The 22,283-nt window shown below is 59.1% G+C and carries 15 protein-coding genes; 6 read left to right on the forward strand and 9 right to left on the reverse strand.

The genetic code is table 11. From position 1 onward, the window contains the following. The first annotated feature begins 124 nt into the window (after positions 1–124). The gene (locus P406_RS28080) at positions 125–1,006 is read left to right on the forward strand and encodes a hypothetical protein (RefSeq protein ID WP_244467800.1); all 882 of its coding nucleotides are present in this window, start codon (positions 125–127) and stop codon (positions 1,004–1,006) included. Between the two features lie 84 nt (positions 1,007–1,090). On the opposite strand, the gene P406_RS18590 is transcribed toward P406_RS28080, so the two are convergent. Genes P406_RS18590 through P406_RS18600 form a run of 3 tightly spaced genes read right to left on the reverse strand, consistent with a single transcriptional unit; the run spans position 1,091 to position 3,671 of the window. Further along, the gene (locus P406_RS18590; protein WP_046236972.1) at positions 1,091–2,140 is read right to left on the reverse strand and encodes an alkene reductase; all 1,050 of its coding nucleotides are present in this window, start codon (positions 2,138–2,140) and stop codon (positions 1,091–1,093) included. Between the two features lie 21 nt (positions 2,141–2,161). After that, positions 2,162–3,328, reverse strand: a complete 1,167-nt coding sequence (locus P406_RS18595; RefSeq protein WP_046236973.1) for an MFS transporter — start codon at positions 3,326–3,328, stop codon at positions 2,162–2,164. A gap of 28 nt (positions 3,329–3,356) precedes the next feature. Then, on the reverse strand, positions 3,357–3,671 hold the full coding sequence (locus P406_RS18600; protein ID WP_003313487.1) for an ArsR/SmtB family transcription factor: 315 nt from the start codon (positions 3,669–3,671) through the stop codon (positions 3,357–3,359). A gap of 164 nt (positions 3,672–3,835) precedes the next feature. Here P406_RS18600 and P406_RS18605 point away from each other — a divergent pair, with 164 nt between their 5' ends. After that, entirely contained in the window at positions 3,836–4,435 is a 600-nt protein-coding gene (locus P406_RS18605; RefSeq protein ID WP_032703173.1) for an acyl carrier protein phosphodiesterase, read from the forward strand. Here the strand turns inward: P406_RS18605 and P406_RS18610 are convergent. Together P406_RS18610 and olsB are read right to left on the reverse strand one after the other, a co-directional pair. Further along, positions 4,393–5,187 carry a lysophospholipid acyltransferase family protein gene (locus P406_RS18610; RefSeq protein WP_046236974.1) on the reverse strand — a complete coding sequence of 265 codons (795 nt, stop codon included), beginning with the start codon at positions 5,185–5,187 and terminating at the stop codon, positions 4,393–4,395. The two genes, P406_RS18605 and P406_RS18610, sit on opposite strands and share 43 nt — an antisense overlap. Beyond that, entirely contained in the window at positions 5,187–5,942 is a 756-nt protein-coding gene (olsB, locus tag P406_RS18615) for an L-ornithine N(alpha)-acyltransferase (protein WP_003405915.1), read from the reverse strand. Before olsB ends, P406_RS18610 begins: the two co-directional genes overlap by 1 nt. Before the next feature lie 339 nt (positions 5,943–6,281). Between olsB and P406_RS18620 the strand changes: the two genes are divergently transcribed. The 4 genes from P406_RS18620 (at position 6,282) to P406_RS18635 (ending at position 9,544) form a co-directional block, all read left to right on the forward strand. Beyond that, complete coding sequence (locus P406_RS18620; protein ID WP_046236975.1) at positions 6,282–7,388, forward strand: serine hydrolase domain-containing protein; 1,107 nt, start codon at positions 6,282–6,284, stop codon at positions 7,386–7,388. Continuing rightward, positions 7,385–7,714, forward strand: coding sequence for a hypothetical protein (locus tag P406_RS18625; RefSeq protein WP_046236976.1), 330 nt, complete (start codon positions 7,385–7,387; stop codon positions 7,712–7,714). Before P406_RS18620 ends, P406_RS18625 begins: the two co-directional genes overlap by 4 nt. 89 nt (positions 7,715–7,803) lie before the next feature. After that, the gene (locus P406_RS18630) at positions 7,804–8,385 is read left to right on the forward strand and encodes a YceI family protein (protein ID WP_004416281.1); all 582 of its coding nucleotides are present in this window, start codon (positions 7,804–7,806) and stop codon (positions 8,383–8,385) included. Between the two features lies 1 nt (position 8,386). After that, on the forward strand, positions 8,387–9,544 hold the full coding sequence (locus P406_RS18635; RefSeq protein WP_024638319.1) for a phospholipase D-like domain-containing protein: 1,158 nt from the start codon (positions 8,387–8,389) through the stop codon (positions 9,542–9,544). Here P406_RS18635 and P406_RS18640 read toward each other — a convergent pair. The 4 genes from P406_RS18640 to P406_RS18655 all read right to left on the reverse strand — a co-directional run bounded on the left by P406_RS18640 (position 9,532) and on the right by P406_RS18655 (position 22,281). Next, positions 9,532–12,240, reverse strand: a complete 2,709-nt coding sequence (locus P406_RS18640) for an RHS repeat domain-containing protein (protein ID WP_082100856.1) — start codon at positions 12,238–12,240, stop codon at positions 9,532–9,534. The two genes, P406_RS18635 and P406_RS18640, sit on opposite strands and share 13 nt — an antisense overlap. A gap of 151 nt (positions 12,241–12,391) precedes the next feature. After that, positions 12,392–15,037: an RHS repeat domain-containing protein gene (locus tag P406_RS18645; protein ID WP_046236977.1), complete on the reverse strand. Its 2,646-nt coding sequence runs from the start codon at positions 15,035–15,037 to the stop codon at positions 12,392–12,394. 43 nt (positions 15,038–15,080) lie between these two features. Next, entirely contained in the window at positions 15,081–17,948 is a 2,868-nt protein-coding gene (locus P406_RS18650) for an RHS repeat domain-containing protein (RefSeq protein ID WP_082100857.1), read from the reverse strand. Beyond that, positions 17,941–22,281, reverse strand: coding sequence for a SpvB/TcaC N-terminal domain-containing protein (locus P406_RS18655; RefSeq protein WP_046236978.1), 4,341 nt, complete (start codon positions 22,279–22,281; stop codon positions 17,941–17,943). Before P406_RS18655 ends, P406_RS18650 begins: the two co-directional genes overlap by 8 nt. Positions 22,282–22,283 lie beyond the last annotated feature (2 nt).

Consider the following 22,283-nt stretch of genomic DNA (forward strand, 5'->3'; position numbering starts at 1 on the left):
CTGCCGCTATCCATGGCGGCAGGCAGATGCTCCGGTCTTTTTTGCACCCCACAAATAAATATGTGCTTGCCAGGTGAGGGGCGGCTTAAAGTTGCGTTGCTGTTAAATAAATGGAGCTTCAATAATGAATGGAATCAATGGTATGAACGCTGATACGCCTGAAGAACAAGCCCGCGTCGCTGGTGAAGATCGCCAGCCAATGGATGCCTCTGCCGAACGAGCAGAACCGGATGTGGAAGAACTCTCTGAAACGCAAGCGCCCGCTGGAGACTATGGGTCCGCGCGTCCGAAGAGGGCAGCGAGCCCGGACGGTCCACCGGTAAGGAAGGCGCCACCTGTGAAGGTTGGGCAGGCCGGTGGGCCACCGGCCAAGGTCGGGCAGGCTGGCGGGGCCGGGGCAAATAGTGGCGCGCCTACCAGGCCACCGGTCAAGGTTGGGCAAACCGGCGGGTCCGGGGCAAATAGTGGCGCGCCTATCAGGCCACCGGTCAAGGTTGGGCAGGCTGGCGGGAAAGTGACAGGAGGGGGAGCGCCTGTCAGGCCGCCTGTTGCAAAGGTATCGCCGCCTGACAAACCGATCGTCCGGCCTGCCAGCGTTCCGCTGGCTCCGCAAACGGTTCCCGCGACCCCTGCGCCACCTTCGCGTCTGGAAAAGGTGCTGACGACCGTCAATACCGTAACGGGCGTGCTGCAACTGATCCCGGCGTTCCACCACATGGTAAATCCCAACGGCACGATCACCTATCCGGACGGCAAAGTTCAGTCTGCGGATGGTCAGACCCTTACCCATCCAAGCGGGGCCGTGCAGCATGCCGACGGCACGACGGTGCATGCCGATGGTTCGCTAGAGAACGCAAATGGCGATGTGCAGCACAAGGACGGAACCTGGGTTTTGGCGGATGGCTCGATCAACTACCCGGACGGACGCTGGAAGCATCCGGATGGCAGTATCACCGACGCCCAAGGCAACTTGCTGGGGACGGCCGCGGCTGACGCCAAGCCGTAGTGCCAATGCTGGAGTGCTGATGGCTGCAGTCAATAAAAAACCCTGATGCTCGCGCGTCAGGGTTTTTGCTGTTGCAGCGTCTGGTTACATCCGTGGGTAGTCGATATAGCCGACTGGTCCTTTGGCGTAGAACGTCTCCGGATGGGCTTCATTCAGGGGCGCATCGCTGGCCAGACGCTCAGGCAGGTCCGGGTTGGCGATGTACGGCACGCCAAAGGCAATGGCGTCTGCCTTGCCTTCTGCCAGCCAGGCGTTGGCCGTGTCCTTGGTGAATTTTTCATTGGCGATATAGACGCCGCCGAAATCCTTCTTCAACTGTGGGCCGAGGCTGTCTTCAGCATCATGCTCACGGGCACAGATGAAGGCGATACCGCGCTTGCCGAGCTCTTTGGCCACGTAGCTGAAGGTTTCAGCACGGTTTGCATCGCTCATGTCGTGCATGTCGAAACGAGGCGAGAGGTGAACACCTACTCGGCCAGCGCCCCAGACATCGATGACTGCGTCGGTCACTTCCAGCAGCAGACGCGCACGATTTTCCACCGAACCGCCGTACTCGTCAGTGCGCTGGTTGCTACCGGTCAGCAGGAACTGTTCAAGCAGATAACCGTTGGCGCCATGCACTTCCACGCCGTCGAAGCCCGCAGCCTTGGCGTTTTCCGCACCGACGCGATAGGCCTCGACGATGTCACCGATTTCCGCCAGTTCCAGCGCGCGCGGGGTTGGCAATGGGGTGATCGGGCGCATCAGGCTGACATGGCCTTCGGCCGCGATGGCACTCGGCGCGACCGGGGTTTCGCCGTTCAGGTAGGACGGGTGGGAAATACGGCCCACGTGCCACAACTGCAGGGCGATACGACCACCGGCGTTGTGCACGGCCTTGGTGATGTTGCTCCAGCCACGTACCTGGTCGTTGGACCAGATGCCCGGGGTGTCGGGGTAGCCCACGCCCATAGGCGAGACAGAGGTGGCTTCGGTCAGGATCAGGCCGGCCGAGGCGCGCTGCACGTAATACTCGGCCATCATCGCGTTTGGTACACGGCCTTCGTCGGCACGGCAGCGCGTCAGTGGAGCCATGATGATGCGGTTGGGCAGTTGCAGATCGCCCAGGGTGATCGGGTCAAAGATAGTCGTCATGTGTCTAATCCTCGTAATTGATCAATGCGTAGCAGGGGCCAGATCGGGGTTGCCGGTCTGACGAAAGGTAATCAGGGTAATCAGCAGCGCCAGCACGGCCAGGATGGCGGCGGCCAGCGGTACGCTGGTCAGCCCCAGACCGTGGGCGATGACGCTGCCACCGACCCAGGCGCCCAGCGCGTTGCCGACGTTGAAGGCGCCGATGTTCAGGGTTGAAACCAGGTTCGGTGCGGCTTTGCCGAACGTCACCACGTTGATCTGCAGGGCCGGGACGGCAGCGAAGGCCGCGACTGCCCAGAGGAACAGGGTGATTTCAGCCGGGATCAACGCGGTGCTGGTCCAGCTGAGCACGGTGGAGATCACCGCCATCGAGACGAATACGCCAATCAGCGTGGACGACAGGCGGCGGTCGGCCATCTTGCCGCCGATCACGTTGCCGGCGGTCAGGCCCAGGCCGATCAGCAGCAGCGTCCAGGTCACGCCGTTGGGCGATACACCGGTGACTTCGCCGAGCAGCGGAGCAATGTAAGTGAACAGGGTGAACATGGACGCCGAGAACAGCGCAGTCATGGTCAGCGACAGCCAGATGCCGGCCCCTCGCAGGGCGCCCAGTTCAGCGCGCATGTCGAGCTTTTCTTCATTGCGGTTGGTCGGCAGGAAGCGGATCAGGCCGATCAGCGCAATCACGCCGATGACCGTGACGGCCCAGAACGTCGAGCGCCAGCCGGCGTATTGACCCAGCGCAGTACCCAGCGGCACGCCCAGTACGTTGGCCAGGGTCAGGCCGGTGAACATCAAGGCCACCGCTGAGGCACGCCGGTTGGCGGGCACCAGACCTGCGGCAACCACCGAACCGATGCCGAAGAACGCACCGTGACACAGTGCAGTCACCACGCGGGCGACCATCAGGACGTTGTAGTCACTGGCCAGCGCACAGAGCAGGTTGCCGATGATGAAAATCCCCATCAGCGTGACCAGCGCCGCCTTGCGCGGCAGTTTTGCCGTGGCCATGGCCATGAACGGCGCACCGACGGCGACACCCAGCGCATAGCCGGTCACCAGCCAGCCTGCGCCGGGGATCGATACGCCGAGGTCGGCCGCCACATCGGGCAGCAGGCCCATGATGACGAATTCGGTGGTGCCGATGGCGAAGGCGCTCAGGGCCAGAATGAGTAGCGAAAGAGGCACGGGGCAGCTCCTGGTAAACGTTGGAAAATCAGGTCGGGTTGTTCAGTTCTTCAACCAGCGCCTGAACGAATGCCTGTATGACTTCTTCGTTGCGTCTGAAGAAATGCCATTGGCCGACCTTCTTGCTGCTGATCAGACCAGCGCGTTGCAAGGTCGCCAGATGGGCCGAGACAGTGGATTGTGACAATCCCGCACGCTGATCGATCTGTCCGGCGCACACGCCGTGTTCGATCGAGTATTCCTGGGCGGGAAAGCTTGCGCGGGGGTTCTTCAGCCAGGTCAGGATTTCTCGGCGGACCGGGTGGGCCAGGGCTTTTATTATGTCGTCGAGGTCGATAGGCATGTCGTTCTCACAGGCGGTGTAGCGTTATATCGCGATAGAGCGAATCTTATATCTGTATTTCGCGATATACAAATATGATTATGTGCTTAGGATCAGCCAAATCGCTATATCGGGTTATAACGATATATGGACAGCGGGCCCGAAAGCGGCCTAGGCTTGCAGCCATGAACTACTTGGCACATCTTCATCTTGGTGGGCACCGGCCCGCCCAATTGCTTGGCAGCCTGTATGGCGATTTCGTCAAAGGTCCGCTGCCGGGACGTTTTCCTGCGGAACTGGAGGCGGCGATTCGTCTGCACCGCAGCATCGACGCCTTCACTGACAGTCATCCGCTGATCAAGGCCTCCATTGCCCGCTTTCCGCTCCAGCGACGGCGCTATGCGGGCATCATGCTCGATGTCTTTTTCGATCATTGCCTGGCGCGCGACTGGCATCGTTATGCCGACCTGCCGTTGGACGCATTCACCCGCAAAGTCTATGGCACGCTGGCTGCCGAGCCGCAATTGCCCGAGCGGCTGGCGCTGATCGCACCGCGCATGGCGGCGCAGGACTGGCTGGGGTCGTATCGGGATTTCGGGGTGCTGGAGCAGGTGTTGAGCGGGATATCCCGACGCTTGTCACGACCCGAAGGGCTGGCCGGCGGCATGCAGGAGTTGCAGGCGCTGTACCAGCCCTTGAGTGCGGATTTCGCCGAGTTCTATCCGCTGCTCGAAGATTTCGTTCAGGCCGCTCGGGCCGGACGCGAAACCACGTCGCTCGGCTGAGCCGGCGGCTCGCCAAACAACGCCACCTGAACGGCCTGCTGGGCCTTGAAGGCCAGTGCGGCACGTTCCTGGTCAGCGGTCGGGATCGGTGTCAGCAGGTGAATATGCACGTCGCTCTGCTCGTTGGCGAACAGTCGGCGCAAATGCGACAGCAAGTCATCGTCGCCAATGAACGGGGCTATCGGGTCCGGTTTGCCGTCACGCGAGTAACCAATGGCCACCGGCTGAATCGGCACGCCAGCGTCGATGGCGCTGGACAGCAGGCGACCGTGAAAGGTGCGCAGGCTTTTGCCGTCCGTGGTGGTGCCTTCGGGGAAGATCAGTAGTGCGTTGCCTTGTTGCAGGTGGTTGCACATCTGCTTCTGGATCAGACGGCTGTCGCCCGATCCGCGACGAATGAACAGCGTACCGGCCTTCAGCGCCAGCCAGCCCGCTACCGGCCAGGTCCGCACTTCGGCTTTCGACAGAAACGACAGCGGCGCGAGCATGCCGAGCAGGGCGATGTCGGTCCATGACACATGGTTGCTGACCCACAGCATGGGCTGGGTTGGCAGTTGACCTGTCACGGTGACGCGAAACGGCAGGGCGTTGGTCAGGCGTGCCATGAACCAGCGGCTCCAGCGCTGCCTGCGCTCCATCGAACCTCCGATTCTGGTGCGTTCCAGGACCGCGAACGCGCTGGCAATCGTCAATCCGAGCGCTACGACCAGTAGCACCCGGACTACGCGGGCATAGCCGCGCAACCGGCTCATCACACGGCCGCCTTGAAGTGGCGGGCGTAGCGCGGGCACAGGTCGTCGCGCTTGAGCAGGATGAACACGTCGGCCACCTGGAAGTCTTCGTCCCAGCACGGCTCGCCGCAGATCTTGGCCCCCAGACGCATGTAGGCCTTGAGCAGCGGTGGCATCTCGCAGATCACATTGCTCGGGATGTCGAGGGTCGGCAGCGGATTCTTCGGCTCGGCGCGCAGGTGCTCGTTGCACAGGTAGCGTTCGCGCAGGCGTTGCATGATCGCATGGGCCTGAATACCGCCGTCCTGCATCGGGATGCTTGCGCAGCCCATCAGGTAGCTGTAGCCGCCTTCGTTGAGCACCTCGGCCAGTTCGCTCCACAACACCGCGATGGTGCCGCCGTTGCGATAGGCCGGGTCGACGCAGGTGCGACCCAGTTCGAGGATCGGCCCTTGCAGATTGACCAGCCCGTGCAGGCTGAACTCTTCTTCGCTGTAGAAGCGCCCCAGCGTGTTGGCGGCCTGATGGTCGAGCAGCCGGGTCGTGGCAACCAGACGCCCGGTGTTCAGGTCGCGTACCCCGATGTGCGAGCAGTGAACATCGTAATCGTCGATGTCCAGGCCTTGTTCAGCGCCGTTGAGACGGGCGTTGAACTCTTCGCTGAACACACTGAAACGCAACGCCTGTGCTTCCTGCAAGGCGCGCGCTCCAATCAGGCGCTCGGCCTGAAGACGACGTTCAGAAGTGTTGTCACGAATGCGGGCGATCTGGGTCATACGAATCTCCATGAGCCAGCCTTGCAGATGCAGAAAGGGCTGGTTGACTGATTTGTCCAGGCGCTTTGCCGTACTTGCAGGCTAGGGAGATGCCGTGTCATGCCTGTGAAGCTTTGGTGATGGTTGTGTGACGGGGGATGCTGGGGCCATTTCCCCTGTGTCCGGTCTTGAGGGCAGTCCACGTAGCGTGAGGAACGAGCGGCGTACGCAGGATCACTATCGCTCCCATGCTCCGCGTGGGAATTGCAGTTCGTGACGCTCTGCGTCTGCTCCCGAGGTAATGGCTGACTGTCATGAAACGCTGATACGGTATGCGGACTATTCTGTAGAGGCCCTGTCATGCCGCGTAGATTTGTCCGTCTGTGTCTGGTTCTGATCCTGGGCTTCAGTGCCCAGGGCGTCGTTGCTCAAACATGGCCGACAGAGCAATGGCCTTCTCAGTCTGTGCCGCGATCGGCGGCCATCGAAGAGCTTGAGGCTTACGCCTTCCCGCCTCGTGACGACGCCACGCGCAAGGGCATACGCACCGATGCGCTGCTGGTGATTCGTGATGGCGAAGTTGTTTTCGAGCGCTACGGCGGTGTGACCTCCGCGCAAACGCCGCACCTGACCTGGTCGATCAGCAAAAGCATCATGGCGACGGTGCTGGGGGTGGCGTTTGCAGAAGGACGCTTTCAACTGAATGATCCGGTAGCGAAGTTCTACACGCCGTTCAAGGCCCACCCAGAGATCGCCATCAAAGACCTGATGCACTGGGCGTCGGGTCTGGATTGGCAGGAAGACTACGAATACGCTCCGCTCAACTCCTCGGTGGTCGCCATGCTCTACACTCGTGGGCGTGACGACATGGCGCGCTTCACCGCCGATCACCGCGCTGCCCAACCCCCTGGCAAGACTTACCTTTATTCCAGTGGCGACAGCACCGCCCTGGCGGCGGCCTTGAAAAAGATGGTCGGCGATGAGGCCTATCCGGGTTATCCATGGACCGCGCTGTTCGACCCGCTCGGCATCCGCAGTGCCGTCTGGGAAACCGATGGCGCGGGTACATTTGTAGGCTCTTCCTATGCCTACATGACCGCCCGCGATCTGGCCCGCATCGGCCTGCTGATGCAGCGCGGCGGGCAATGGCAGGATCGGCAGTTGCTCAACAAGGAGTGGATGGACTTCGCGCTGACGCCGTTTGCCGGTGCCGGCGTGGATGTCAGCGTTGAAGTGCCCGGAGGCCAATGGTGGCTCAACCGTACTGCCGAGGGCGGCAAAGGACCATGGCCGGACGCTGCCCCTGACACCTTCGCGGCGTTGGGGCATTGGGGGCAGGCGCTGTATGTGATTCCCGATCAGAAGCTGGTGATCGTGCGCTATGCCGATGACCGCGACAGTACCTACAACCACAATGAGATGCTCAAGCGCGTACAGGCCGCGTTTGGCAAGGAGGGCGGTCAATGAGCTCGCGTCGACTGTTCATCCTGCGTCGTCCCTTCAGCAGCCTGCTGTTGCTGATCGTTGCCGCACTTGCCGTACTCGCCTGGCAGTACCGTGTGAACCTGCAGGCATTCCCGACCATCATCAGTGCCTACACCGCCAAGGAATACTGCTCGTGCAGGTACGTCATGAACAATTCCGAAGCGTATTGCCAGGGCTACATCAAGCAGTATCTGCCCAGCACCCTGGTCGACGACAGCAGTCAGAAACGGGTCATTGCCAGCGGCCTTGGACGCACCAGCAGCGCGTCCTGGCAGGGTGAGCGACAGGGCTGTCGCCTGCTGCCATGAGGGCTTGATGGGGGGCCGCCGAACGCAGGCGTTTGCCAGCGGTCAGACAGGCGGATAAGGTGGCCCTCAATTGTACGTCTGGAGTCTGCATGCTCACTATGAATCGCCTGCTGCTGGTCCTGCTGGCCGCAGTGGCGTTACCTGCCCATGCGAACTGGTATCTGGATAACGAGTCGTCGCGACTCTCGTTCACCTCGACCAAAAATGCCGATATTGCCGAAGTGCATCGCTTTCTCGTGCTGCACGGCAAAGTCGACGCCAAGGGGCTGGCTGAAGTGGAAGTCGAAACCGATTCAGTCAGCACCGGCATTCCGCTGCGCGACGAGCGCCTTCGAGAGCAGGTGTTTCAGGTGCGCAAGTTTCCGACTGCTCAGATCAATGCGCAGCTCGACATGCGCCCGATCAACGACCTCGCGCCCGGCGCGCAACTGGAACTGCGTCTACCGCTGACCGTCAGCCTGCGCGGCAAGACCCACAGCTATAACGCCGAGCTGCTGGCGACGCGTCTCGACGAGCGGCGCTTTCAGGTCGTGACGCTCGAGCCGCTGGTGATCCATGCCCAGGATTTCGATATGGCCCCGGACTTCAAGGCCTTGCGCAATGCCGCAGGATTGTCGGCAGTGAGCCTCTCGGTCCCGGTCGGGGCTGTCCTGATCTTCACGGCGCGCTGATATGAACGGTGCGATTTTTCCGTGGCGTGAAAACAACCGCTTTCAATTGCTGATCGACGGTCCTGCGTTCTTCCCGCGCATGATCGCAGCCATTGATCGCGCCGAGCAGCAGGTCGATCTGGAGTTGTACCTGGTCGAAGCCGGGGCCTGCGCCGACGCCATCGTGCGCGCGCTGGTCGAGGCGGGCAGGCGTGGCGTGATCGTGCGCTGCCTGTTCGATGACTTCGGTTCAAAAGCCTTCGACGCCGGCCTGCGCAAGCAACTGACCGATGCCGGTGTGATTCTGCGTTTCTACAATCCGATCCACTGGCGGCGCGGCGTGCGCAACTTCTACCGCGACCATCGCAAACTGCTGGTGGTGGACAAGGCCTTGGCCGTGGTGGGCGGCACCGGTGTGACCGACGAGTTCTGGGAGCCGGACAAGGACGCCAGCCAGTGGCACGAAGTGATGGTCGAAATCACCGGGCCGCTGGTGATTGACTGGCAGGCGCTGTTCAACCGGCAGTTCCACGCCAACGCCCGGCGTTTCGCCTGGCGTCCGAAAGAAAACTTCGGCCTTGATCATCTGCCCAAGGCCCCGACAACCGGCGAGGGGCTGGGCCGCGTGGCGTATGCCGATTCCCGCCAGCACCGCGACATTCTGCAATCGCTGGTGCGTGCGCTGAACACCGGGCAAAAGCGGATCTGGCTGGCAACTCCTTACTTTCTGCCCACCTGGAAAGTTCGCCGCTCTTTGCGCAGGGCTGCGGCGCGTGGCGTTGATGTGCGTTTGCTGCTGACCGGGCCGCGCACCGATCACCCGTCCGTACGCTATGCCGGTCAACGCTACTACCCGCGCCTGTTACGCGCCGGGGTCAAGGTGTTTGAATACCAGCCCTGCTTTCTGCACCTGAAAATGGTCCTGATCGACGACTGGGTGAGTCTCGGCTCGTGCAACTTCGATCACTGGAACCTGCGCTTCAATCTGGAAGCCAACCTCGAAGCCCTCGACCCCGGACTGACTCGCGACGTGGTCGCCAGCTTCGAAAAAGACTTCGCCCTGAGCGCCGAAACCACGCTGGCAGACTGGAAGGCCAGACCGCTGTGGCGACGGGTCAAGCAGCGCTTGTGGGGCTGGATCGACCGGCTGGTGGTGAACTTGCTGGATCAGCGTAACTGAGCGCTACGGAACATGGCAAAACTCGACGCGCTGCTTTTGCGAAGCCGTTGTGGAGGTGCAGTCAATGGCAGAGGCGGTGGCGTATCTTCGGTATCAGCGAAGGTGTGCTGCAATCCTTGACTCAAAACGGGTGGCTTTGAGGTGGGCAAGGGGGGCGGTGCGCCTTGACTCGCAACTGGCTCATGCTCGTTTGACTGCATTGCAGACGTCTTTTCGGGTTCAACGTGAATATGAATGTCCAGTTGATTGCCTTTGAAAACTTTGTCCACTCGTATGGCTGCTAATCCAAAATCTTCCAGGATTCGTTTAGTGGTTTTGCCGTTAAGCGTTTCCGAGAAAAAAACCTCCTTGAAGTCTGGCGCGGCGCTGTCATGGCGACTCAATGTCCGGAGTGTTTCCTCGTTCGAAATATTTTCCCTGATTATCCGGCTTGGAAGTTGGCCGAAAAACCCGTGTTGCTCGGCAACCTTCGTGTACTGCGTAACGGCAACCTCATTGGCGTAGTACACGCGCTGGCCGTCTGAACGGTTGTAATTCATGTGAAAGGTCCATTCGTCGGGCGTGTAGGTATTCACAAACTCGCTGGCTTTTGAGCCCGGTCGCGCTTGTCTGGAACCTATGGAGTAGTCTCCAAATCCAGGTATTCCCATCTTGTGACGTAGGTTGCTTTCAATAAATCGGTAGTGGTCGGACGACTTTTTTCTCGCCTGCTCAAGGCGTTCTTCCAGTCCGGTTACGTTGTAAGACACGAGCCCTGAATGGTCATTTTTTGACATAGGGTTATTTCTCACGAACGTAAAAGGGTTGAGTCCATCTACATCCCCCGCCGGATCCGGATTGATCCACCGCTGCAACCACGGCGCGTAATACCTGTACCCGTAATAATAAAGCCCGCTGGCATCGCGCTCCTTGCCTGAATAACGCACGGTCTTGTACTTGGCTTCCACTGCACTGCGCGCCGCCCACCAGGCCGTACCGCCGAACGGATAATAACTTTCCTGACTGATCAGGCCGCCTTGCTGATCCAGTTCCAGCGTGCTTGACCCGAGGTGATCACTCAGGCTGTAACGCACCTGATCGTTCTCAACAGCGCCCGGTTTTCCAGCCCCCCAATGCAACACCCGCACACTGTTGCGACCCGCCTGAGCGGTAACGACGTGGAGGGTTTCTCCATCGGCCGTGGTCCGGATTTCCAGTCCTGGCAGGTAGCGCACTTCGTTGATAAGCAAGCGGCCTGACGCCTGAGCAGTACTTATCTTGCGGCAGCGCTGACCCTGGCCGTCATAGACATAACGCTCTTCATCGCTCGCTGCGTCTTTACGCTGCAGCAGAGTAACAAGAGCAAGTTGATTACGCGCATCCCAACCCATAACCTGCCCGCGAACCAGTTGCAGCAGATTGCCGTTGGCATCAAAACTCGTAGCGAAATCCACATCCCCGTCATCGTCGGGCAGGCTGCGATTGCTGTCCGGGGCAACGTGCATGTTGCGGGTGAAGTTGTGTGCGCCTTCGTGACGCATTTGCAGCAGATTGCCCGCTGCGTCGTAGCTGTAATTCTGTCTGTAGTTGCTGACCTGGCAAGGATCGAGCGTCGGCAGAGGTTGCAGACCGGGCAGCGCCGGACCATGGCTGGCCCCGTTTCTGACCTCCCGGCCAGTGGCTTCGATCAACTGATACACCGTGTCGTAACGGTAACGGCTGATCGGTTCGATAAGCTGGTTGTCGCAATACCGGTCTGGTTGGGACGCGTCATTGACGAGCAGGATATTGCCCACCGGGTCATAGCTGTAATTGAGTTGCTGCAGCAGCGTGCCGTCAGCAGAGATCGCGCTCAGCCCGATCAGCCTGCCGTCCTGCTGATCATAGGTGTAAAGGCTGACTACGCCATTGCCCGCTGTTTCCTGTTCGACTTGATTGAAAGCGTTGTAACGGGTATCGACAAGCAATGCCTGCGGCTGTGAAATGCCTGCTTGCATAAGGCCCAGTGTCTTCGATTGCCCGGCAATGGTCCGGCTGAACACCTGCCGGTTACCCATGGCATCGGCTTGCTCGCGGACTTCGCCCAGTGCATTGAATCTCCACCGACTTTGCAACGGAGCCGGCTCAAGCAAGGCATCGCGCTCGGCTTCGGCGACCGGCCAGTCCGGCACGTCGAGCGACAAAAGGAATTGCCGCGCCTCGGTCAGCAACGCCCCCTGCAATGCGTAGTCCGGGAAAAAGCGTGTGCCCGCCGTATCGTCATGTCGGACGAGTTGATTGCATTGGTTATGCCCGATCGTTACGTCCCTGTCGCCATAACTAAAGCGCTCAACGACCCGACCTTGTTCAATGATGGCCAAGGGACGCAACCTAACGTCGTACTCAATATTTCGCTCACTGCCACGGCCGTCCCAGCTCGCCAATCTTTGAGCTGCTTCGCCCGCCAAGACGAGCTGCCAGCCAGCATCGACGCTGTTGGTCAGCAAAGGAAGGCCGGAAAGCGAATGCAGTGTGCTGATAGTGGGCAACGCATCGCTGCTCAGGCGTGTGTCTCGCTGAGCGATGATACGTCCCGCCACATCGTATGTCTGATGCGTCACGCGCTCATCGGCGGCTTGGTTTGAGTCCTGACGTAGTAAGGCGATGCTACGCACGGTGAGCGATCGTGGGTCTGTCACTGCCAGCGTTGGTGTGTGGGCATGCGTAGCTTCGTTCATGTTTAAACGTCCTTTTACCAACCTGATACTGACCTGGAGAAACTTTCCAGGCAGCGTATTCGGCTTCGGTGAAGGTCATCTGCTTCATCAGGCGTCTCGGTGATTGAGATCAGACGTTCTACCAAATTTGGAAGTCTTCCCCATCGTTTCCCTAGTAAAAGCCAGTCTGGCTATATGATTGCTGTTTAGGGCGTACAGCAACAATAAAGTCAGCGAAGGGGAATTCTGAGTCCCCCTGCCGATCAACCCATAAAGCCTCCATGCCAAAGTCGTCAAGTACTCGTTGAGTTCGCTTGCCGTTGGGCGTTTCCTGAAGAAAAGTCTGTAGCATTTCCGGAGTTTTGTTTTCTATTGTCGAAGTTTTCGTCAACGTCTCATTATTCACGACGAAGCTATTTTTTATAACCGAAGGTAAAACACCATGGGTATTTGTTTTTTGGGCAATGGTTTTATACTGGTATCGGACTACGTCATTGGCATGATAGTCATTGCTTCCGCTTCTTTTGTAATTTGAACGAAAGGTCCATTCGTTGGGCGCGTAGTCGTTGAGGAAGTCGTCCTCTTTTTGAAGATGCTTTGATTCTATGGTGTAGGGGTCGTATGCGAAGCTGCTGTTATGGTCAAACATCGTCGCTACGATAGCGGTCGCCTCGCCGGAACGTTTATCAACTGCGGCCAATCTTTCTTCCAATCCGGAAACAAGATATCTGTCTGGTATTGTGTACACAGGTCCGAGGAATTGCTCTTGATCGCCCCACAAAACACCAGGTCTCGCATCTTGATTTTCAAGCGCATAGGTATTTGAGGTTATCGGTTTTCGACGAGCGGATGATGTCTGAGACTCAAGCGCGTGCTTCCCCATATATCCCAACCTGTCGTAATAGGTGATTGGACTGTTTTTTACGTACCCGTACAGATTCAAACCATCCACATCCCCCGCCGGATCTGGATTGATCCACCGCTGCAGCCACGGCGCGTAGTACCTCAAGCCGTAGTAATAAAGCCCGCTGGCATCGCGCTCCTTGCCTGAATAACGCACGGTCTTGTACTTGGCCTCCACTGCACTACGCGCCGCCCACCAGGCCGTGCCGCCGAACGGATAATAACTTTCCTGGCTGATCAGGCCACCTTGTTGATCCAGTTCCAGCGTGCTCGAGCCCAGATGATCACCCAAGCTGTAACGCACCTGATCGTTCGCAATAGAGCCCGGTTTTCCAGCTTCCCAGTGCAACACCCGCACGCTGTTGCGACCCGCCTGAGCGGTAACGACGTGGAGGGTTTCGCCATCGGCTGTGGTGCGGATTTCCAGCCCCGGCAGGTAGCGCACTTCGTTGATAAGCAAGCGGCCTGACGCCTGAGCAGTACTGATCTTGCGGCAGCGCTGACCCTGGCCGTCATAGACATAACGCTCTTCATCGCTCGCTGCGTCTTTACGCTGCAGCAGAGTGACAAGAGCAAGTTGATTACGCGCATTCCAACCCATAACCTGCCCGCGAACCAGTTGCAGCAGATTGCCATTGGCATCAAAGCTCGTGGCGAAATCCACATCCCCGTCATCGTCGGGCAGGCTGCGATTGCTGTCGGGATCAACGTGCATGTTGCGGGTGAAGTTGTGTGCGCCTTCGTGACGCATTTGCAGCAGATTGCCCGCTGCGTCGTAGCTGTAATTCTGTGTGTAGTTGCTGACCTGGCATGGATCAAGCGCTGGCAGAGGTTGCAGACCGGGCAACGCGGGGCCATGGCTGGCCCCGTTTCTGACCTCCCGCCCCGTGGCTTCGATCAACTGATACAACGTGTCGTAACGGTAACGGCTGATCGGTTCGATAAGCTGGTTGTCGCAATACCGGTCTGGCTGGGACGCATCGTTGACCAGCAGGACATTGCCCACCGGGTCATAGCTGTAATCGAGTTTTTGCAACCGCGTGCCATCCGCAGATAGCGTGCTGAGCTCAGCTAGTCGGCCGTCCTGCTGATCATAGACATAACGGCTGACCACGCCGTTGCCGGCAGTCTCCTGCTCGACCTGATTGAAGGCGTTGTAATGAATTTCATTGACCAGTGTCTGCGGCGACGACGTACCGGCCAATTTCAGTTCAGCCGCTTTCAACTGCCCGGCGAAGGTCATGCCAAAGGCCTGCGTGTTGCCCATGGCATCAGTCTGCACGAGCACTTCGCCCAGCGCATTGAAGCCCCAGCGGGTTTGCAGGCCCGCAGGCTCAAGCAAGGCATCGCGCTCGGCTTCGACCAGCGGCCAGTCCGGCGTCACTGATACTCGTAAGAAATATCTATGTTGATTAAGTACTTTGCCGCTCAGGCCATGGTCCGGGTACAGGCTTGTACCGGCGGTGTCGTCATGGCGCGATAGCCGACCGCATAAGTTATGGCTGGCTGAATCAGGTCCGCCATAGGCAAAACGCTCAACGACCTGATGCTGCTCGGTAACCGAAACAGGGCGCAGCAACTGATCGTACTCAAAATGACGCTGATTGGCGTTACTGTCCCAGCCGCTGATGGTCTGACCTGCTTCGCCCAATAGCATCAGCCGCCAGTGGGCGTCCACACTGTCGGTCAGTATCGGCTGCCCCGAAAGGCCGTAAGTTGTTGTCAGGTTTGGCGCATCAAGTCGTGGATCTCTTTGCGTGCTCACATGGCCCGCAGCGTTGTAAGTCTTCCGGGTAATACGGCGCTCCATCGCTTGCTGCGCCTCGCTTCGCCAATAAGCGATATTGCCGATTGCCAGTCCTCTTGGGTCAACGGCTCTTACATCAGGTGTGTGTTGGTGCAAGGTATTGTTCATCATGTTCTCCTGGGAGAGTTGATTTCACCGTCAGCAACAAGGATCACCCTGGAAAACTGGATTTATAAAAAGTCAGGAAGTTACCTATTCCTCGCCGAGGGTTGCCTCTGGCCGATTGATCCATGATGATTTCGCCTGAACGAGAGACTATCCCCAGCGCCGCCCTATCGCCGCCGTCGAGATTGGCAGACCATCCGGGTGTGGCGTTCAGTTTGTCCAGCCTTAACATGATCTTCGCCCATTCCGGCATCGTGTAAGCTCCGGACTCCTGGGTTCTGCTTCCGCCTGACCCGACGGCCAGACGCGTTCTCGAAGATCCGTCGAAAACTACCGGAAAGCTGATACCCGAACGTGGATTGGGCGTGTTGGCATGACCTAATTGGCCCGGCCCTGATGTGGCCGGTCCATATTGAAACCTTTCCTGCTCAAGATCGTTTTCGGTGAAAGCCACTTCTCCCCCGGTAGACAGCAGTGGTGCCGAGTGAAGAGTGGAGCCATCCCCCATGGTCAGCGCAACGTAATCTTTTTCGTAATGCCTTGGAATGCTGACAGATGCTTCCTCCTCGCCACCCATGAACAACTTCCCAACCGCGGCGTGTGTCGGATCTGATGGTGAGACTTTACCCTTAAAGTTATAGAAGCCGCCATTTATGTATGCCAGGTGACTACTGCCAGGTACTTCTGACTCTATATAAATAGAAGCGCCGGACACGGACTTTATAGCGAAGGGGTAGCTGCCTCCTGAAACCTTGCTCTGGTAGGTAGAGTCGATGGACAGGTAAGTAAGTTCTCGCTGGCCTTTAAACGCTCTGGGTAACCCCATTCCTATTTGCGCGAAGGTTTCATTGGTGCCCTGGATACTCACGCCGATTATGCCTGGCGCAAACGTTCTGACACTCACGTCGTTCGTATCCCTTTGCTCGCGCAGGCTATCCATCGCCGTCAACCAGCGCGCCCTGGCCTTTTGACTGTTCTGACCGTCGGGGTCAAATAAGTTGAGTGGGTTGTTGCCAACAAAGCCGAACAGATTCAACCCATCCACATCTCCCGCCGGATCCGGATTGATCCATCGCTGCAGCCATGGCGCGTAATACCTGAACCCATAGTAATAAAGCCCGCTGGCATCACGCTCCTTGCCTGAATAACACACGGTCTTGTACTTGGCTTCCACTGCACTGCGCGCCGCCCACCAGGCCGTACCGCCGAACGGATAATAACTTTCCTGGCTGATCAAACCGCCTTGTTGATCAAGCTCCAGCGTGCTCGAGCCCAGATGATCGCCCAGGCTGTAACGCACCTGATCGTTCTCAACAGCGCCCGGTTTTCCTGCCTCCCAGTGCAACACCCGTACGCTGTTGCGACCCGCCTGAGCGGTAACGACGTGGAGAGTTTCTCCATCGGCCGTAGTACGAATTTCCAACCCCGGCAGGTAGCGCACTTCGTTGATAAGCAAGCGGCCTGACGCCTGAGCAGTACTGATCTTGCGGCAGCGCTGACCCTGGCCGTCATAGACGTAACGCTGTTCATCATTCGGTGCGTCTTTACGCTGCAGCAGGGTGACCAGGGCAAGTTGATTACGTACGTCCCAGTACAAGGTCTGGCCACGCACCAACTGCAGCAGATTGCCGTTGGCATCAAAACTCGTGGCGAAATCCACATCCCCGTCATCGTCGGGCAGGCTGCGGTTGCTGTCCGGGGCAACGTGCATGTTGCGGGTGAAGTTGTGTGCGCCTTCGTGGCGCATTTGCAGCAGATTGCCCGCTGCGTCGTAGCTGTAATTCTGTCTGTAGTTGCTGACCTGGCAAGGATCGAGCGTCGGCAGAGGTTGCAGACCGGGTAGCGCCGGACCATGGCTGGCCCCGTTTCTGACCTCCCGACCCGTGGCTTCGATCAACTGATACAACGTGTCGTAACGGTAACGGCTGATCGGTTCGATAAGCTGATTGTTGCAATACCGGTCTGGTTGCGAGGCATCGTTGACGAGCAGGATATTGCCCACCGGGTCATAGCTGTAATCGAGTTGCTGCAGCAGCGTGCCGTCAGCAGAGATCGCGCTCAGCCCGATCAGCCTGCCGTCCTGCTGATCATAGGTGTAAAGGCTGACTACAGCATTGCCCGCTGTTTCCTGTTCGACCTGATTGAAGGCGTTATAGCGAATCGCGCTGACCAGCGTCAGCACATGCATGCTGCCGTTCAATATCAGGTCTGTGCTGTGCAGCTGTCCAGCGAGGCTATAAGTTGAAAGCTGGCTATTACCACTGGCATCAGTCTGCGTCAGCACTTCACCTTGTGCGTTGAAAACGCGACAGGTCTGAAGGCCGGCCGGCTCCAGCAGCTCATTACGATCAGGCTCGGCTGATGGCCAGTCAGCTGCTTCTGCGGCGAGCATGAAATGTCGTGTTTCGCTGAGTACCGAGCCATGCAGGCTGTAATCCTGCAGCAAGCGCGAGCCCGCCGTATCGTCATGGCGGACCAGTTGATTGCACTGGTTGTGTCCTGCCGCATCTGTCTGGCCATAGGTGAACCGCTCCGCGAAGCGATTCTGTTCGATGATATTTCTCAGGCGTAACAGCAGGTCGTACTCGAGCTGCCTCTCGGTGCCGCGACCATCCCAGCCGTGCAAGACCTGGCCAGCCTCGCCGAACAGCGCAACTCGCCAGCCGGCATCGACACTCTCGGTGGCCAACGCGTTGCCGCCAAGGCTGTAGACAGTGCTCCGGTTGGCGTCGGCCAGACGTGGGTCAGTGGCGGCGATCATTCTGCCTGCCGGGTCGAAACGCTGCCTGGTAACCCGCATTGCGGCGGCTTCTGCGGCTTCGGTTCGATGTAAGAGGACCTGGCGCACGACCAGCCCACGAACCTCGGAAACGAGCAGTTCCGGCGTATGGGAATGTACCGCGCTATTAACCACGCTCGGCTGCCTTTCTCGCGGTCAGCACTTCCTCGGCCGTATCGTTTTCGTCCTCACTGATGGTGTACCAGACCCGATAGGTCTGTCGGCGCATCCAGCCTTTGGCGGTGATTGTGATGGTCGGACGCCCCAGCGGGTCGTAGAACTGTTTGTCGACGATGTTTTGTGAGCGTATCGATGCGTCGTTCACATACAGATGACTGTTGGCGAAATACGGCCGGTAAACGCGCACCGCCAGGCCTTTATTGTTGTATTCCACACGTTCACTGACACGCCAGCGCGGTGATGCGTGGACAATTTTCGGCTTACCGTCGACCAGTTCGAGATTGCCCCATTCATCGACTGAATAGGCGTTGCCGTCCTCTACCTTTTGACGGGTTTGCAGCGTGCGACCGAAGCCGTCTATCGACGCCATGCTGACGCGGATCTGCCTGTCCAGGTCTTCCGGGTAGCGGTCTGCCACGAGGGCAGCGGTGGCCAGCGGGATGTGGACCTGCCCCAGAGCCGTGTTGCCGTCGTAATAGAGCGCGCTGGCTTGCCTGCCCAGAGCGTATTCGGGTTGCAGCGCTACCTCGCCGGCAGAAGCCCAATAATGCCCGGCGCGATTGAGTGGAGGAAAACCGACTGCCTCACCCAGTTCCTTGCCGTAAAAGCTGGTTGCCCATACTCTGCCGAAGGCGTCGTAATCAGCTTCCTGACTGTTCTGATTGGGGTCGATGATTCGTTTTGGTTGCAGCACACGATAATCGTATTCAGCGGTAGTGACGCAGCCTGCCGGGTCAGTGATGCGAGTCGCGAACAGATGGTAGGCGTCGTATTCGACGAGACTCCAGCCGTGACTGCGCGTGGGCCTGAACTGAGTAGGATGAAAGAAGTGCTCCTGACCGGCGTAAGTGGCGAAGCCGCGTTTTACCGACCATAGATTCAGGCTGTCTGCTGGCAGAAAGCTTGGCATTTGCTGATAACCGATCTCGACGAGTTTTTCGGCCAGAGTGACGCTGTCCATGACCCGCTCGTAGGCGCTCAGTGCATGATCATCCAGTTCTGCCGTTTCAACGGCGTCAGCCAGCGCCTGAAAGGTCGCCTCGCCATCGCCGCAACCGATGTAGCGTTGCACCGACAGACTGGTGAGCGTACGCGGCAAGGTTGCGAAGGGCCCGGACGGATCGGCGAACTGTTCGTAGCTGATCTGCTCAGGCGTCAAGGCGCTTGCCGGAATGAGCATGGCGTCGCCGCGTGTGCGGTAAGGCAGCCCCAGACGCCAGCTCTGCGGGCTGTCCAGGTGGATTGCTTCGGCGTGCATTTCATTCAGGCAGGACTGTTGCTGGGCGTCGTCGTGTGACGCCTCCCACCATTGTTGCTGGTGAGGGTCCGCAAAGGGTGGCGCGTCACCCGGTTTCTTGCGCCGGGCATAGTTGACGCTGACTGAGTGGAGCGTCGAGCCGTAGCGGTCCCACGCCAGGTTCAGGCTGTGTTCGCACATCGGGTCCTCCAGTTCCTCGGCCTCGTAACGATAGGTGATGACTTCCAGGCTCAGTGGCAGCATCGACGCGTAGGGTCGATGTGCGCTCAATGCCTGCAGTTGGCGAACCAGGTAGCGGCAGGACTGGGTCGAATACAGCACTGTGGGACGTTGACTGGCGTCGAGTCCAAAGACTTCGCTGCGCAGTACCGAGCCGCTCAGCGCTCGCGCCATTTCCTGCAAGGTCGCGTCATCCGCGTCCGTTATTGGCAGCTCTGTCTGGGTTGCGGCGTCGAGTCGGGACAACACATGCTCGCCGGGCAAGCGTGCCAGTGGGTCGCTGCGGTCGTGGTCGGTGCAGGGTCTGGCAGGATAGCGTCCGGTGTGGAACCAGGTCTTGTTCAATACCGGAGCGGTAAAGTCTTCCTGATCCTGCGACGACGTTTCGGTGTCGGTCTGCAGGAGCAGGCCAAAGCCGCGAAACTCGCGCTCGCGAGGGTCATAGAAACCCTGCCGATAGCGGAACAACTGAGTCAGCGTATTGCCAGTGACCTTGTCCTGCATGGTTTGCCTGACGACCACATGAACCGGGAACGGTAATTCCGAGACAGCAACGCTGCCTGCGGCCCGCAGCTCGTTTTTTTCGTCCAGCCATTCCTGCGCCGAACTGCGATAGCTGACTTCGCCGGCAGCGCCGAGATTGTTGTCCGAGGCCTTCAGCAAATAAGGTTTGCGCACCGAGCCGGCCCGGTCCGCCGCGTAGTAAAGGCTCCAGTGCCGTGGCGCCATGTGCGGTACGGTCAGTACCAGACTGGAGAAACCGAGGCCCAGCAGATCGACCGCACTGAACTGGCAGAACCGGTCATAACGCACGCCCTCCGGCCAGCGCTGATCGAAGGGCGCGGCCAGACCGTTGCCGCCCCGGTTCATGAAGACCTGAAAGCCATCGGTTTGCAGGTACAGCACGTCACTGGCACCTGAACCGTCCAGGTCGGCCAGCCGCACCAAGCTCGAATCAAAGGCCTCATAGGTGTAGGGCAGGGTGGCAAACAACTGGCCCTTGCCGAACCGGCCTCGGCCCAGGTTTGGCCAGACGCGGATTTCGTTGTGCCGGATACGGATCAGGTGTTGTTGCCCTGTGCCCAGCAGGTCGCTGAACGCCACGAGTTCAGTGGAACTGTCGCTGAGCAATGGCAGGCGATCCTCGTCGTGAGGAATGTCCGTTGCTGCGGCGAATCCATCGGCTCGACGGTTGGCGTACAGGCGAACGCTGCGCGGCCCGATCAAGGCCAGATCCGACAACCCGTCGCCGACCAGATCCGCCATTTGGTCTTGCGGGTGGAAAAACTCTGCAGGAAAAGCCGAGAACGTGGCGTATTTCGACCAGCTTCGATCAGGGTTGAGGGTAAAGAATCCGGCCATTCCCGGCTGGGCGACTACCCAGTCCAGCCGCCCGTCGCCGGTCAGATCCGTGAGGGTCTGACGTACCGGTGTGGCTGAATCAGCCGTCGGGATGCGCGGTAACCATTCACTGGCTCCGTAGGCAACGGCGTCCGCGCCGCCAGCGGTATCACGGACCGGTTCGCGATAAAGCCAGGCCTTGTCGTCTCGGTACAGAATGCCGGGCAAGCCGTCGCCATACAGATCGACCAACTGGTATTGCTGGCCGTCATTCAGGCCGGCCATGGGCTCCAGCGGCGTGTAGATGCCCGACTCGAGACTGAAATCGGTGTATTGAAATTGCACAGGAGGTTGCTGATCGACGCGCCGCCAGTCCGTGCCATCCCATGCCTGCGAATGCGCCGCGCTCAGCAGGTTGTAGCCGAGCGTTGTCTGAAGGTGCTCCAGCAGCAGTCGCCGGGTCAGCAGCGGGGCTTCTCCGAGTTCATTCGGGAAGTGATGGAACATCAAGACCTGCCGGCACAGGCGCAGATTACCCAGCTCAAAACCATAGGCGAAACTAGAATGCGGATCACTGCGCACCGGCCAGGTAAATTGCTCGTCGTATTCGGGGGGCGGGTCACTGCGGGTGTCGCGCTGGTCATAGTCGAATATCAGGTCGAAATGCCACAACAAATCGTCCAGCGAATCTTCCTGCCACAGGTAAAGTACGGGGTGCGCCTTGGCGTTGCCGTAGCGAACCCGGCTCAGGTAGCGTTGGGCGCGGAAGTCTCTCGGGTGATCCTCCGCCAGGCCCTGATGGTCTTCGGGCTTGTATTCATAGAGGATGTGTTCGCCAACGGCATTCATGCTTTCATCCAGCAACCATTCGGCAACCCGATTCATGTCTGCCGGGTCGGCAATGCGCGATGAGGTCCTCCTGCCATAAAGGTTCAGGCTGCCGTCGGCGCCGTGGATCAGCCAGAAGCCGGGATCTGCAATGTCTACGCGCCAATGCTCGATGCGCGCAAAGGCCCCTTCGACTCGGCTGAAGTAACGCACCACCTGATAAGTCGCATTCAAATCATGGCCGTTGTAGCGGCTGACCTGAGTCGAAACCAGCGCGCCGCTGTCGTCACGTTCGGGCAGGCAGACATCGCCTCCGGGGCCGAAAATGAGGTCATCGTCGGTGTAGATCGGTACGCCTTTGCTGGCACGACGCGCGACTTTGCTGGTGTTCAGGTTCCAGCCAAGTCCGAACACTCCGTTGCCGGAAGTGCTCTGATAACTCAGCGACAGGGCGGGTGCGTAACCGCGTCCCGGACTGATCGGCAGAGCGACTTCCAGTGACGCTGCGCCGCTGGTACCAACGGATCCCCAGCCCTTGCCGATGCTTTGAATCGCGCCACCGCCTTTGGGTAATGACGGGGTGGCAACAGCCGGCTGGAGAGACTGCGGCGATTGATTCTGCGATTGCGATTGAGCTTCCATGA

This window comes from Pseudomonas syringae pv. coryli str. NCPPB 4273 (assembly GCF_000972175.1).
In the GTDB taxonomy this organism is placed as follows: domain Bacteria; phylum Pseudomonadota; class Gammaproteobacteria; order Pseudomonadales; family Pseudomonadaceae; genus Aquipseudomonas; species Aquipseudomonas syringae.